The 14208-nt window shown below is 61.5% G+C and carries 14 protein-coding genes; 6 read left to right on the top strand and 8 right to left on the bottom strand.

Translation table 11 applies throughout. The annotated features are described in order from the left end of the window. Positions 1-58 precede the first annotated feature (58 nt). Positions 59-1120: a hypothetical protein gene (locus tag CQ017_RS11155; protein WP_105553763.1), complete on the top strand. Its 1062-nt coding sequence runs from the start codon at positions 59-61 to the stop codon at positions 1118-1120. Next, a complete protein-coding gene (locus CQ017_RS11150; protein ID WP_105553762.1) occupies positions 1117-1467 on the top strand; it encodes a GntR family transcriptional regulator in 351 nt (116 codons plus the stop codon). Before CQ017_RS11155 ends, CQ017_RS11150 begins: the two co-directional genes overlap by 4 nt. Positions 1468-1501: 34 nt before the next feature. Here CQ017_RS11150 and CQ017_RS11145 read toward each other — a convergent pair whose 3' ends face one another. Beyond that, entirely contained in the window at positions 1502-1729 is a 228-nt protein-coding gene (locus CQ017_RS11145) for an RNA-binding S4 domain-containing protein (protein ID WP_105553761.1), read from the bottom strand. A 302-nt stretch (positions 1730-2031) separates the two neighbouring features. Between CQ017_RS11145 and CQ017_RS11140 the strand changes: the two genes are divergently transcribed. The 3 genes from CQ017_RS11140 (at position 2032) to CQ017_RS11130 (ending at position 5419) form a co-directional block, all read left to right on the top strand. Further along, the gene (locus CQ017_RS11140; RefSeq protein ID WP_105553760.1) at positions 2032-3417 is read left to right on the top strand and encodes a glycine--tRNA ligase; all 1386 of its coding nucleotides are present in this window, start codon (positions 2032-2034) and stop codon (positions 3415-3417) included. Between the two features lie 5 nt (positions 3418-3422). Continuing rightward, complete coding sequence (locus CQ017_RS11135) at positions 3423-4349, top strand: GNAT family N-acetyltransferase (RefSeq protein ID WP_105553759.1); 927 nt, start codon at positions 3423-3425, stop codon at positions 4347-4349. An 83-nt stretch (positions 4350-4432) separates the two neighbouring features. Continuing rightward, complete coding sequence (locus tag CQ017_RS11130) at positions 4433-5419, top strand: DMT family transporter (protein ID WP_096287469.1); 987 nt, start codon at positions 4433-4435, stop codon at positions 5417-5419. A gap of 102 nt (positions 5420-5521) precedes the next feature. Here the strand turns inward: CQ017_RS11130 and CQ017_RS11125 are convergent, their stop codons facing one another. From CQ017_RS11125 to CQ017_RS11095, 7 genes are all read right to left on the bottom strand, one after another. Next, positions 5522-5998, bottom strand: a complete 477-nt coding sequence (locus CQ017_RS11125; RefSeq protein WP_105553758.1) for an N-acetyltransferase — start codon at positions 5996-5998, stop codon at positions 5522-5524. A 179-nt stretch (positions 5999-6177) separates the two neighbouring features. Then, positions 6178-7167, bottom strand: coding sequence for an ABC transporter substrate-binding protein (locus tag CQ017_RS11120; protein WP_105553757.1), 990 nt, complete (start codon positions 7165-7167; stop codon positions 6178-6180). Between the two features lie 80 nt (positions 7168-7247). Continuing rightward, entirely contained in the window at positions 7248-8114 is an 867-nt protein-coding gene (locus CQ017_RS11115) for an ABC transporter ATP-binding protein (protein ID WP_105553927.1), read from the bottom strand. 17 nt (positions 8115-8131) lie between these two features. Then, the gene (gene fepG / locus CQ017_RS11110; protein WP_105553756.1) at positions 8132-9214 is read right to left on the bottom strand and encodes an iron-enterobactin ABC transporter permease; all 1083 of its coding nucleotides are present in this window, start codon (positions 9212-9214) and stop codon (positions 8132-8134) included. After that, positions 9211-10356: an iron chelate uptake ABC transporter family permease subunit gene (locus CQ017_RS11105; protein WP_105553755.1), complete on the bottom strand. Its 1146-nt coding sequence runs from the start codon at positions 10354-10356 to the stop codon at positions 9211-9213. The genes fepG and CQ017_RS11105 overlap by 4 nt, the downstream gene beginning before the upstream one ends. A 402-nt stretch (positions 10357-10758) precedes the next feature. Beyond that, the gene (locus CQ017_RS11100; RefSeq protein WP_105553754.1) at positions 10759-12408 is read right to left on the bottom strand and encodes a DUF5671 domain-containing protein; all 1650 of its coding nucleotides are present in this window, start codon (positions 12406-12408) and stop codon (positions 10759-10761) included. A gap of 2 nt (positions 12409-12410) precedes the next feature. After that, positions 12411-12881, bottom strand: coding sequence for a hypothetical protein (locus tag CQ017_RS11095; RefSeq protein WP_146112474.1), 471 nt, complete (start codon positions 12879-12881; stop codon positions 12411-12413). 102 nt (positions 12882-12983) lie between these two features. Between CQ017_RS11095 and dusB the strand changes: the two genes are divergently transcribed. Further along, the gene (gene dusB / locus CQ017_RS11090) at positions 12984-14180 is read left to right on the top strand and encodes a tRNA dihydrouridine synthase DusB (RefSeq protein WP_176484221.1); all 1197 of its coding nucleotides are present in this window, start codon (positions 12984-12986) and stop codon (positions 14178-14180) included. The last annotated feature ends 28 nt before the right edge of the window (positions 14181-14208 follow it).

The following is a 14208-nucleotide window of genomic DNA, read 5'->3' as shown; positions in this document are numbered from 1 at the left end:
ATTGTTCCAATGATACAAGCGGGAGGCCGGTGCGCCTCTCATCACGTGAGGAATTCACATGAGCAACGTCTTGCCGTTCTTGGTGCTAATAGGATTCGGGCTTGCCCTGACCTTGCTGATTCGTCGTGGCGTGTTATCGCAGCGGCGGGCTGACCTGGTGAATCTGGCGCATCGCGGCGCCGCCGCCGAAGCGGGAATTGCGGGGAAGGTGCTGCGAGCCGTGCGTGCACGGAACATGGCGGCGCTGATAGTTGCGCTACTTGCTGGCACTTGGGCAATTTACCTCAATCAAGCTTTCCCGAAGGCCAATGGGCTGCAGCTTGTCGCGGCTCCAGCCGGCATCTGGATACTGGTAGCCATTGTTTTTATCATCTTCCCCATCCCGCACGATTTCGCTAGTGCCGAAGAAGGGAACGGCGCGCGTGTCAGCGCAGACCTCACTCCGCGATCGACGGGAATGTTTGGCCCGGCTTGGGGGATAATTGTCCCTGGAGTGATGCTCGGTGCCACCCTGATCGGACTGCTCGTTGCGGGCTTAGCATCCTCCACGGACGAACGGGGGCGATACCGCATGCTGCCCTACGCTTCCGCCAACGGCGCCAGTCTCGACGAAAACATGATGGTCACCGAGGTGTCGCTCGGTGACGGCGCCACGGGGCCATTCCCCGGCTGGTACTACGGAATTCCGCTGCTGGTGTTCCTCGTGCTGGGGGCGCTACTGACCTTGTGGGCGTTGAACCGCAATGCTCGGCGTCCGAGCCTGCGCAGCCCTGCGCTCCAAGGTTTCGACAACGCGGTGCGCACACATAATGCTTACGTGCTGAGCACCGGGTTCAGCGCAATGCTTTGTTTTCAGTTGTTGCCGTTGCTCGCCATGGCTGCGTCAGCCATCTACAACGCTGGTTACACGCTGAATTTTGTAGTTGGCGAAACCTACACACGCGGAGCCCTACCCGAAGGTTCCACGGACCTGTGGAACGCGGCACTGGCATTGAGCCTTGCGGGCCTGGGGCTGTTGGTGCTTGTCGTCGGTGCAATACTTCTCGGTCAGCTGGCTGGCTGGATTGCCACGATTTTCAAGGCGACGGATAAAGAAATAGGGGAGGGGGTAAGCGCGTGATCACCCTTGACCCTTCGGATCCCAGCGGGCCATCCGAACAAATCAGAGCCCAGCTTGCCGCGATGATCCAAGGTGGGGAGCTCGCCGCCGAGACGAGGCTACCTCCGGTGCGGCAGCTCGCAGGTGACCTGCGTGTTGCCGTAGGTACGGTGGCCAAGGCGTATAAGGAACTTGAAATCGCTGGCCTGGTGCGCACCGGGCGAGCCAACGGAACCAGAGTGAATCCGGGACAGATTCTCACCACCGCGCTGCTCTCCGAAACCCGCGCACTCGCTGGCAACGCAAAGGCCTCCGGCCTGAGCCTCGCGGAATTGCAAAGACTCGTGGCGGCGGCCTGGAACTCCTAGCCGCCGCCACAAAGGGGTGTTCAACTACCTCGAACTAAGCTGTTTCGACAACGACGGATTCGCCTTGGACGGTGACCTTGTCGCCTTGGCGCATCTGAGCGCCGCGGCGCGTTTCGACCTTGCCGTTGACCCGTACAAGGCCCTCTTCGATCAGTTGCTTTGCGTGAATGCCGTCTTCTGCCAACGAAGCGAGCTTGAGCAGCTGTCCCAGACGAATCGATTCGTCGCGGATCTGGATGGAGAATACCTCGGAATTTGCCATGCTTCTATCATCGCGCACATCGGACGGCGCGCATAAATGAATTTCTGGAAAATCCCGTATCTGTGGTGGAGCCGACAGCGCATCGTCCGAGGTATGGCTAAATCTGGCATTCCGCACGACGGCGGCAGAATTCTGGGCGCCCCGAGAGCAAGGAACTGGCGACCGCCCAAACGATGTCAGGCGCGAAGCGCAAGGGAATATCCCTTGGTGTGCGCCAGCCCGAGCAGACACGATAGGCTTAACCGGTATGTGTTTCCTACGGACCGCAACCAGCGGCCTCGTACTTTCCTTTGGAGTTGAAGATGGCGCCACAGTCCAAGCTTGATCAGGTTATTTCCCTCGCGAAGCGTCGCGGATTCGTTTTTCAGGCTGGTGAAATTTACGGTGGTTCCCGATCCGCATGGGATTACGGGCCATTAGGCACCGAGCTGAAGGAAAATATCAAGCGTGAATGGTGGCAGAGCTTCGTGCGCGGACGCGAAGACATGGTGGGGCTCGACTCCTCCATCGTTCTGCCTAAGGCTGTCTGGGAAGCCTCCGGACACGTCAAGACCTTCACCGACCCGCTGGTCGAGTGCACCCAGTGCCACAAGCGCCACCGCGAAGATCACCTGATCGAGGCATTCGTAGCCAAGAAGGGCCGTGATCCAAAGGACGGCATGAGCGAGATCGCCTGCCCCGACTGCGGAACCAAAGGCCAGTTCACCGAGCCGCAGCAGTTCTCCGGCCTGATGAAGACCTTCCTCGGCCCGGTGGATACCGAAGCCGGCATGACCTACATGCGCCCGGAAACCGCGCAGGGCATCTTCGTGAACTTCGCCAACGTGCTCAACGCCAGCCGCAAGAAGCCGCCCTTTGGCATCGGCCAGATCGGCAAGGCGTTCCGCAACGAAATCACCCCAGGCAACTTCATCTTCCGCACTCGCGAGTTCGAACAGATGGAAATCGAGTTCTTCACCGCTCCGGAAGACGCCGATCAGTGGTTCAAGCACTGGGTTGACACCTGCTGGGCCTGGTTCCTGGATCTGGGCATCAACCCGGAGAACCTGCGCCAGTTCGACGTGCCGGAAGACGACCGCGCCCACTATTCGGCTGGCACCATCGACTTCGAGTACCGCTTCGGCTTCCAGGGCTCGGAATGGGGCGAGCTCATGGGCGTCGCCAACCGCACCGACTACGACCTGACCAGCCACAAGGATGCTTCGGGTTCCGATCTGTCGTACTTCAACCAGGCCTCCGGCGAACGCTACGTGCCATTCGTGATCGAGCCTTCCTTCGGCCTGACCCGTTCCATGATGGCTTTCCTGGTGGATGCCTACACCGAGGACGAAGCACCGAATACCAAGGGCGGCGTGGACAAGCGCACCGTGCTGAAGCTGGACCCGCGCCTGGCGCCGGTCAAGGCGGCCGTGCTGCCGTTGAGCCGCAACGAATCGCTGTCCCCGAAGGCCAAGGACTTGGCCGCCGAGCTGCGCAAGCGCTGGAATATCGATTTTGACGACGCCGGCGCCATTGGCCGCCGCTACCGCCGCCAGGATGAGATCGGCACCCCGTTCTGCATCACCGTGGACTTCGATACTCTCGATGACCACGCGGTCACCATCCGCGAACGCGACACCATGGCGCAGGAACGCGTGGCCCTTGACCAGGTCACGACCTACCTATCCGAGCGTCTGAACGGAGCCTAGGGCGCATGAGCGATCTAGCATTCCGCGCCTGGCGTTCGGGCGATGACCTCGAATTGCTGCAGATCTTCGGCGATCCGCTGTCTCCGCAGGCGTACCAGGACCGCACCATGCTGCGCGAGGACAGCGATGCGCCGTTCTCGCGCACCCTGGTGGCCACCAGCGAATCCGTAGCTATCGGCGCCGGCGTGATCTTTGCTTCCTCGCTGCACCCGCAGCGTTTGTGGCTCTACGTGGAGGTGGCCCCAACCCACCGCCGCCAAGGCGTGGGCACCGAGCTGGTGGCGCAGCTGCGGACTTTGATTCCGGCCGGGGAAAGCACCGAGCTGAAGTCGCGGTACACCGTGACCGCCGGCGACCCGGCGCAGGCCGCCGGCGGTTTCTGTGCGGCCCTCGGACTGGGAGAGATCCAGGTATCGCGGGACGTCATCCTGGAACCCGGTGCGCTGGCCGAACCGGACTTTGACAACAACGACCGGGTCATCGAGGATATCGCTACCGGCAGCGTCGAATTGACCAAGCTTGTGATGGACTTCTACAACGCCACCCACCAGTGGGACCCGGCGAAGATGACCGTGGGCTCGGCGCAGAAGATGCTGCTCGACGAAAGCACCGGCGCCCAGGGCGCCATCGTGCTGCGCGACAAGCCACGCAGCGAAGGCGGAAAGATCCTGGCCTTCGCGATCAGCTATATCCCGGCCCGCGCGGAATCACCCACCGACGTGCTGGTGGGCTCCAACCCGGCATTCAGCGATGACCAGGTGGCCGAGTCGGTTCGCGACCTGGTTGCCATGCTGGTTTACCAATACCCGGTGAAGCTGGAGGTCGACTCGTCGATGTTCGTGCTTTCCTCCTTGGTGGATGCCCTGGCCACCGTTGAGCAGGCAACGATCATCTCAACGACGCACATTCTGGCGAGCGACTACGCCAATTAAGTAGTTCCCAGGCGGGACCCGGCAGGGTCCCGCCTTTGCTTTCCCCGCAATGCATTTGCCTAGTATCTGAGAAAGAACCACGAGTGAACAATTCGCTTAGCACCACCTTGAGCCCCGGCCTGAAGCTGGTGTATCTGCTGATCGCCGTGGCCACCGGACTGCTCATGCCGATTCAGAGCCGCGTCAACGGTGCCTTGGGTGTTGAGCTGGGCGACGCGGTTGCCGCCGCGCTGGTCAGTTTTCTGGTGGGGCTGGTGGCATTGACCATCATCCACCTTGTGGTCCCCGGCGCCCGCCGGGCCGCGCGCTCGGTGCCCCGCGTCATCCGCGAGCGTCAATTCCCGTGGTGGTATCTGGCCGCCGGCGCGGTAGGCGGATTTGTGGTGGTCAGCCAGTCGGCCGCGGTTCCGTTGGTTGGCGTGGCGCTATTTACCGTGAGCCTGGTGACCGGCCAGACCGTCGGTTCGATGATCGTGGACCGGATCGGCTTCGGTCCGGCGGGGCCACGAAAGATCAGTGCGCTGCGCTTGGCCGGGGCGGCGCTCACGGTGATCGGAGTAATCTGGGCCGTCAGCCCACGCATTAATACGGACATCGAGCTGACCACGCTGCTGCTGCCCATGATCTTCTCACTCGTGGTGGGCATACTCATGGGATTCCAATCGGCTTCCAACGGGGTGCAGGCCCAAGCTTATGGCACCCCGATAACCGCTACACTGATGAACTTTGTCGTGGGCAGCTTGATGCTCGCGGTGATCTTGCTGGTGCGCCTGCCCGCTGTTTCCCCGCTCGGGGCCCCGCCAAGCCAATGGTGGTTTTACGTCGGCGGGCTGCTTGGATGCGTTTTTATCGGCGTCTCCGCATTCATGGTCAAGCATCTAGGGGTGCTGTTCACCGGCTTGTGCATGATCTGCGGCCAGCTGCTCGGCTCGCTCCTGATGGATTTGCTGGTACCCACCGACGGGTCGCAGATTAGCTTTGCCACGGTAGCCGGCACCGTGCTGACCCTGCTCGCGGTAGCGCTCGCATCGGTCAGCGGCACCGGAAAACTCACCCGCAAGCGCAACTAGGGGATTCTGCTCTCTATGGCTGACGGGCCATCAGGACCGCCGATGCGATTACGGCGCTTTGGGCTCGGCCCCGGGCTGCGCGCATGACCGGGCACCGGGTGCCTATTCGGCCACGAGACTTTTTCGCATCTTTACGCTTGTGGTTTCGTATCCGAGCGACTCATAGAGCCCTCGCGCCGAGCGATTGAAGCCGAATACGCTCAGCCCCAGGGTGCACGCTCCTTGCGATCGCGCATAATCTTCGGCCAGCAGCATGCCTGCCTTGCCATGTCCCCTGCCGCGGGCATCGGAGTCGACGACAATGTCCCACACCCACCAAGAGGTCGGATCCTTCGACTGATCCGGTCCGACCCAGATATAGCCGACCGCAGATCCGTTCTCGTCGATCAGATTAAATACCGCATTCGCTGAATTGGGGCGCTCCGTGGGAAACGCCCCGCGGAGCGTAAGCTCCGCCTGCGACCTGGCGGCTTCGGTGGTGCTTCCCAACGAGACCAGATCGGCGGCATACTCGCTGGCGCTTCGTTCCATCCATGCTGGGAACTCTGCGGGCTCCAAGGCAACCAGTCGAATAGTCATGGCTCAAGCCTAAGCCGATTTCTGCCACGGGATGAACGCCGCAATCGGCTACCAGCCGGTGAGCCCGGTGGCAGGCACCGCCCGGACGGCAACGAATCCGGTTCCCGCGTTCGCCCTAAAACGGGCGGAAACCGGATCTCGTGCCGAGATGTGGGCAACACCTTCGAGCCGGCCAGCTGCTAGGAACCGAAGGTTTTGGCATCTTCGAGAATGTCGATGAGCTGATCGAACCACTGCACGTAGCTGGCGTAGGTGTAGGGGCGTTTGTCATCCCACTCCACGACTTGGCCGGACTGCACCGCAGGCAGTGAGGAGAACACCGGATGGTCTTTGACCTGTGCTGCCGTCCCCGAGTAGCTGAGCACCACGTCTGCCGGGTAATCACTAACCTTTTCCCAACTCAGTGAGGCCCACCCGCTATCGGCGGTCGGGCCGGCTATTTCGAATCCCAGGTCCTCGAGCAAGGCGAGCTGGCCGATGGTTTTCTGACCGACGTAGAGCTCATCGTAACCGTTGAGCGCGATGATCCTCAGCCCGGGCTTTTCGGCGGCGATGCCCTTCAGCGTCTCGAGCCGCTCGGTGAAAGCCGTTTTGTCTTGCACCGCCGACTCGGTGTTCGTATCACCGCCGAGCGCTTCGGCTAGGGCGGCATAGTCCTCGATGACGCTTTGAACCGGGCGGCCGCCTGATTTAATCGGCAGGTATGGTGCGGTGGCGGTAGCTTCGCCCTGGACCTTCTCATCCCACCAGGTCCAGCCGGTGCCTTCGGAGTTGCCGTAGCCGATAATCACCTCGGGGTCCAAGGAGAGCAGCTTCTCCAGGTTGAACTCCGCGTCCTTGCCGACGATCGTCATCTGGCTGACATCCGCGTTGCCTACCGAAAGTCCGCCTTCTTCGGTGAGTCCATAGCCAAAGACACCGGTGGGGCGGACGCCGTAGTCCCACAGCGCGGCCGCGGAGTAGGAATCCACGACGATCGATTCGGGCAGCTGGTCCAGGGTAGTGGTCTTCTCATAGAACGAGTCGGTAAACGACCACGAGCCGTGCAGGGTCTCGGGCGAAGCGCCGGTGCTCGCATTTTCAGCGCTCTGCGCTCCACAGCTGGTGAGCGCGATGATTGAGGCGGCGCTGAGCATGGTCAGCAGCGTGCGTCGGGTAGGTGCAGTCATATTCGGTTCATCTTTCGGTTAGGTGCGGCGCGTCCGGAGCCGGCCGGCCAAGGCAATATTCTGGTGGTGTTGACGAGCCGCTAGGCCCAGCTCTCTACGTCACCCAGGGGAACGACCAGCGGCGTCCGGGATACGGGGTCCTCGATGATCCGGCAGCGCAGCCCGAAGACCTCGTGAATCAGCTCTTCGGTGACGATCTCGGACGGCGCACCGGTGGCCACGATGGCGCCGTCCTTCATGGCAATCAGATGATTGGCATAACGGCATGCGTGATTCAGATCGTGGAGCACCGCGACCACCGTGTGCCCCTTGCCGCGGTTGAGCTGGCGGCAGAGCTCCATGATTTCTATCTGGTGCGAAATATCGAGGTAGGTGGTGGGTTCGTCCAGTAGCAGCAGCGGGGTTTGCTGCGCAAGCACCATCGCGACCCAGACGCGTTGGCGTTGTCCTCCGGAGAGCTCATCGACCAGCCTGCGTGAAAGGCTGGCCGTATTGGTCGCTAGCAGGGCTTCGAGCACCGCGCTCTCATCCGCTGCAGACCATTGCGAGAGTAGCTTCTGATGCGGGTAGCGACCGCGAGCCACCAGATCTGCGACGGTGATTCCATCCGGGGCAATCGAGGACTGGGGGAGCAGCCCCAACCGCTTGGCAACGTCATTGGCAGGAAGCCTATGGATCGGTTTTCCGTCCAAGATAACCTGCCCGGCCAGGGGCTTGAGCAGACGCGACAGCGCGCGCAGCAAGGTTGATTTGCCGCAGGCGTTCGGACCGATAATGACGGAAAATGATCCGTCGGGGATCGCGACGTTCAGCTCCTGGGAGATGGTGCGCTGTTCGTAGCCCAGAGTAAGATCGTGGCCGCTTAGCCGAGAGGTGGTTGCCTCCCCAAGACGGCCAGGGGCATTGGTGAGCTGGGGATCTCGAACCGATGGCTGGCTTGTTCTCATCTGCAACTTATTGCCTTTCAACTTCTTTTCGCCTCGCGGAGCAAGAGCCAGATCAAATAAATGCCGCCTACGCTGACCGTGACCACGCCGACCGGTAGCGCGGTCTCCGGAACCAGGCGCTGGGCCATCAGGTCGCTGAAAAGCAAGAGCACCGCACCGAGAATGGCCGATGAGCCCATGCGGACTCCCGCGCTGCGCGTTAAATGCCGGGCTACTTGGGGTGCGGCCAGGGCGATAAACGAAATAGGCCCGGCGGCGGCCGTGGCCAGTGCGGTGAAGCCGACGCCGACCACCATCAGCAGGAGCCTGGCGGGCTCAACTCGAATGCCCAACGCGCTGGCAGCGTCGTCTCCCATCTCCAGCATGTGCATCCGCGGGGCCAGCATGGCGGCGGCGATGAAAAAGACGGTGACCGCGAGCAACGCCGGTTGTGCGTGTTCCCACCCCATCGCATTGAGCGACCCGGCGCCCCAGACGGCCGCGGACATCGCTTCTTCGAGCCCGGCACGCAGGATCAGCCAAGTATTCAGCGACGCGAGAATGGCGCTGAACGCAATCCCGACGATGATCAACCGGAAACCTTGGGACCCGCGGCGATAAGCCAAGAGATATACCAACGCAGCCGTCAGCAGGCCTCCGAGAAGTGCCCCAGCGGCAATCTGAAAATATCCTCCGCCAGCGAGAAAAATAACCGCCAAGGCGCCGGTGTATGCGCCGGTGTTGAACCCGATGATGTCCGGGCTGCCCAAAGGGTTCCGAGTCAGCGACTGGAAAATCGCTCCGCTGATACCCAAGGCCGCGCCAAGCGCCAGGGCCATGACTACCCGCGGCAAGCGCCAGGAGAGCACCACCAGCTCGCTCGAGCTGCTGCCGGTGCCGAGCAGGGCACGCAGAAGCTCTGTGGCCGAGAAAGTTATTTCGCCTGTGGCTAGGGCCCAGAGCGCTAGCACGAGACCGAGCGCAATAAAGATCGCGCAGACGATGATCGAACGGCGCTGCACGCGGAGCGAGAAGCGGCCGCCAGGCGATGAAAGCACCGTGTGCCCTGGGCCGAAATCCACGCGTTGAGCGGAAGCGAGAGTGTTGCCAGTGGTGGTCATAGCCCGCTGACCTGCTTTCGGCGGACCAGCCAGATCAGCACCGGCGCGCCCACGAAGGCCGTCACGATGCCGACCTGCAACTCGCCGGGCGGAGCAACTACGCGGCCGATGACGTCCGAGACCAAAAGCAGCACCGGTCCCAACGCCAGGCTATAGAGGACAATCCACCGTTGATCCGCGCCGACGATCCATCGGGCAATGTGCGGAACCATCAGCCCCACGAACCCGATGGGGCCGGCAGCCGCGGTGGCGGCGCCGCACAACAATGTCACCGCAACGATGACCGCTACGCGGGTTCGCGTGACGTTGCTTCCCAACGCGCGGGCCATGTCCTCACCCAGCGAAACCGCATTGAGCGAGCGTGTGCAGAAAAAGGCCAAGCATAATCCTGCCACGACAAAAGGCAGGATCACCCAGACCATATCCAAGGTCCGGTTGTTCAAGGTACCGGCGCCCCAATACCGCATCCGGTCGAATGCCTCCGGGTTCAGCAACGTGATGCCACTTGAGATCCCGCCGAGCATGGCGCCCAAGGCAACTCCCGAGAGGGTCAGCTTGATCGGTGTAGCGCCGGACCGTCCACGGGAGCCAATGAGATACACCAGCATCGTGGTGATGATTGCTCCACCGAATGCGAACCAGATGTAATCGGCGATGGAGACGATGCCGAATACGGCAACTGCAAGGACAACCGCGAAGGCGGCACCCGCGTTGACACCAAGAATTCCCGGGTCAGCGAGCGGATTGCGGGTCAAGGCCTGGATCAACGCGCCGCCCACGGCTAGCGCCAGCCCAGCCATGAGGCCGACCAACGTACGCGGTACGCGCAGTTCGTTGAGTATCACTAAATTTTCCTGGGTGCCCAGGCCTGCTAAACCCCGGAATACCTCGACGGCCGGAATCCACTTAGCGCCAACAGCGAGCGACAAGAGCACCGATACGCCGAGCGCTGCGAGTGCTAGCGCGAATCCAACCGCGCGGGTCGCATTGCTCGCAGCTAAACCGGTACGGGTTTCAGTTGAATTTGCTTCGGGGGCAGCAAGGCCAGGCAGGGACGCGACGGCCTCATCGGTCGCCGGAGCGGGTTCGACCCCTGGGACTAATTCCTCGGGCTCTGCGGAGATCTGCGTCGGAGTTCGCATCAGACCTTCTTGAGTTAGGTAATGCTCACCTATCTGATGGCACAAAAGAAAACAGTATCATCTTCTTATTCGGAAGTATCGCAAGATTACGACGGGGACCCCGTGGCCCCTCGGTCGAATAACCGGTCGCCGGCTTGGAATGATGGACGAGCTATGAAGAAATTTGGGTTGGAGGACCCAGTGTTGGGTGCCCTAACTAACTTCGCTGAAACGCCTTGCTCGAGCGGCAGGCGTACCGCGCTTCACGCGGTGTGCATGAAATGCTCTATTTGATCCATCGGCTGGCGCTGAGCAATTGCATTGAGATAAAAAACCGCCATCGTGCCCTGAAATAGGGCACGATGGCGGGGAGAAGCAGGTCGCAACCGGGGCTGGAATTTCCTATTCGGGTCGCGTCTGGGCTCAGGCCAGTGAGACGAATTGCGCTTTGCCGGAAGAGTCAACGGTTACCAGCAGCCCGGACGCTTCAGAATCGATTCGGGTGGAGACTTCAGTGAGCAGCTGGTCCAGGGCGTCCTGCGCAGGAGCAGTGCCTGTGCAGGGCACCCAGTGAAGTTGGATGTGCTTCAGTTGACGCAGTCCTTCGAGCAGGTAATCGGAGCCTTGCGGCGCAACGATCATCAGGCTGCGTGGAATTTCGGCTGCCGGGAGATTCTCCGAGGACATGGAGCTCAGCAGCTGGCGATCCGAACGCCACAAGAAGAAGTGGTACGTGGCAACCAGCGCGGTGGCAACTAGCCAGCCGAAAGGTGCTCGGATCATCTCCAAGAGGCTTCCCGAGCCGGTGTTAATCAGCAGGAATTCGAAGATTCGGTAGCCAACAACAAGCAGCGAAATCAGGGCCACCAGTGCGCTGCAACCGAAGAACATCACCAGGTAGACGCGTCGGGAGGCCGGTTTGGCAGGTGCCATGGGGCGGAAGAAAAACACCCAAGCTAGCGCGCCGACGACCAGGAACGCGATTCCGGCGCGGAGCACCGATGCCGAGGTGCCTGTGGAGAACGGAACCGCGAGCGAGGCCAGAAGGGCGTTGATGACCATGCCCAAACCGCTGGCGCCGATGGCCAGTGCCGCGCCGCTAACGATCTGCCGGGAAACCTCCGCTGACCACGTGCCGCGTGTGTTCAATTTTGCCTGATGATAGATCCACACGATTAAACTGACCAGCAGCCCGGCGATTAATGGCGGGCCGTCGATGGTGAGGTCCTCGACCCAGGTGTCCGACCCCACGGGTAGCGGGAGCAGTAGGGACAGTAGCCCCGCCGCGCAGAGCAGCGAGAACACCGCGGGCAAAGAAATTCCGATGATGACGTAGCTGAAATCCGTAAAATCATCAACCATGCTGTGCACGCGCTGCACTGTCCAATGCCACCACCATAGGAGGAGTGCGCCAAACGTCCAGACTGCAGCCGCCAATAACTGGGGGAGAGCGGTGGGCGCTCCTAGCAGGATTTCCTGCGGTGAAAGGAGCTCGCTGACGGCACGCTGCACCAAGTGCACGGACGAAATGCCGGCCAGTACCAGGGCGTAGGCAGAACCCAGCGCAGGAGCGAGCGAGGGGAGCTCTGTGGGTGCGTACTTCGGGCTATTGATCAAGCGGTACTGCCACACAAAAACCAGGCCCCAGCCCAATCCTGCGCCCAGCAACGACTGCCAGCCGGTGCCGTTCCTGGGGTCGACCAGCTCGGCGAATAATCGGAGGAAGGATATTGAAGACATTGCCAGGGCAAGCACGTACACGGCCGCGGCCTGCAAGGACCAAATAGCGGCGTCAACCGGATTGACCTGTTGGAGGTTTTTTCGGACCGTGCGCCACAGCAGCCAGGTGAGGGGGCCGGCGATCAAGGTGAAAGACAGTCCCACCGCGAGTTCGGTGGATCCGCTGTAGGCCGGAACGAAGCCACGCAAGAGCATCGAGATCAGGGTCGAAAGCCCCGAGCCGAGGACCATGAGCAAAATGAACAACAAGCCGTGCAGAATTAGTTGGCGAAGGCTGGTCACCGTTTGCCCGGCCACCGCGTGATTGGGCCGTTGCGTGGTGGGGTTGCTCATGGCTAGTACCCCAGCATTTCTTCGTCGGTGCACATATTGACCTGCCATGGGGCAACCAGGATTTTCCAGTCCGAGCCGACCTGGGTCAGCTGGAAGGAATCCTGGTACGCGTACATGCCGAAGAAGGAATCGTAAACAGCGCTGGTGTCATCGTTGAAGGTCACGTGGACCTCGGCGCTGTTGCCGGTAATCACGGTTTTTATCAGGCTCACCTCGGGGTCGCGCAGCTCTGCAGACAAGGGGTCGCAGAGCTGCTTGTCTGCAGCGTTATGAACGAAATTCTTCGCGGTATCCATGTCGGCGTCGGCGATGGCCATGATGTAGCGCTGGACGGCGCCCTCCGGGGTGTTCTCGGCAAGCAACGGGGCCGCGGGGCGCAGGGCAACGGAGATCAGGGCGGCTATAACCAATGCCACACAGAGCGCACCAAGGGCTATCAATGACAGCCGTACGCGCGAATAATTACTTGTCATCCCATAATTCTGCCTGTTAGATATAAGATAATCCAGCTACGCATGGTTGCGATTTGATATAGATCTCACCCGAGATTTGCTCGGGTTTGAGATAATGGTTGTGTGACGATCCTTTCTGCTACCCAAACCACCGAGTCGACCGACGTTCCGGCCCTTGAGCTGCCCCCGCTACAGCTGGGCAAGCACACCATCGAAACCCCGGTGATCCTGGCCCCCATGGCTGGCATCACCAACCGAGCGTTCCGTCGACTGTGCCGTGAATACGGTGGCGGCGTGTATGTGACCGAAATGGTCACCGCACGCGCCCTGGTGGAGCGAAACGCCGAGTCGATGCGCATCATCTCCCACGACGAGGATGAGGAGCTGCGCTCCATCCAGATTTACGGTGTGGACCCGAATACCGTGCGCGCCGCGGTGCGCATGGTCATCGACGAAGACCGCGCCGACCATATCGACCTGAATTTCGGTTGCCCGGTCCCGAAGGTTACCCGCAAGGGCGGTGGCGCTGCGCTGCCGTGGAAGACGGACCTTTTCACCTCCATTATCGAAGCGGCCACCTCCGAGGCCGCCAAGGGCGAGGTGCCGTTGACCATCAAGATGCGCAAGGGCATCGACGAGGACCACCTGACGTACATCGAGTCGGCCAAAATCGCTCGTGACCACGGCGCCGCCGCAGTCACCCTGCACGGCCGCACCTCCCGCCAGTACTACGCAGGAAAGGCCGACTGGGAAGCCATCGCCACCTTGCGCGAAGCCCTGCCGGATATTCCGGTGCTGGGCAATGGAGACATCTTCAGTGCCGAAGACGCCATCGAGATGGTCGAGCAGACCGGAGTCGACGGCATCGTGGTGGGCCGCGGCTGCCAGGGGCGCCCGTGGCTTTTCGGCGATCTGCAGGCCGCTTTCGAAGGGCGGCCGCAGCGTTTCCGCCCCGGCGTGCGCGAAGTGGCGGACACCGTGTACCGCCACGGAGAGCTGCTGGCCGAGTACTTCGAGGATGAAGGCAAGGGGATGCGCGACATCCGCAAGCATATTGCCTGGTACTTCAAGGGCTATCCGGTGGGCGGCGATATCCGCGCCCAGCTGGCCCAGGTGCCGTCCTTGGAGCGCCTGCGCGAACTGCTGAATGAACTCGATCTGGATTTGGGCTACCCGGGCTCTGCCGCCGAGGGGACCCGTGGACGTGCCGGAACGCCGAAGAAAACCCACCTGCCAGACGGCTGGCTGAGCTCGCGTGAGATGTCCGATGAGCATCGGGTCATGATCAAGGCAGCTGAGTTAGACATCTCCGGTGGATAAGTGAACGAGTGACCCAAAAAGTCACTAG

This window comes from Arthrobacter sp. MYb224 (assembly GCF_002975455.1).
Classification (GTDB): Bacteria; Actinomycetota; Actinomycetes; order Actinomycetales; family Micrococcaceae; genus Glutamicibacter.
Note: the sequence above shows the minus strand (reverse complement) of the source record. Positions and strands in the feature narration are given on the sequence as shown.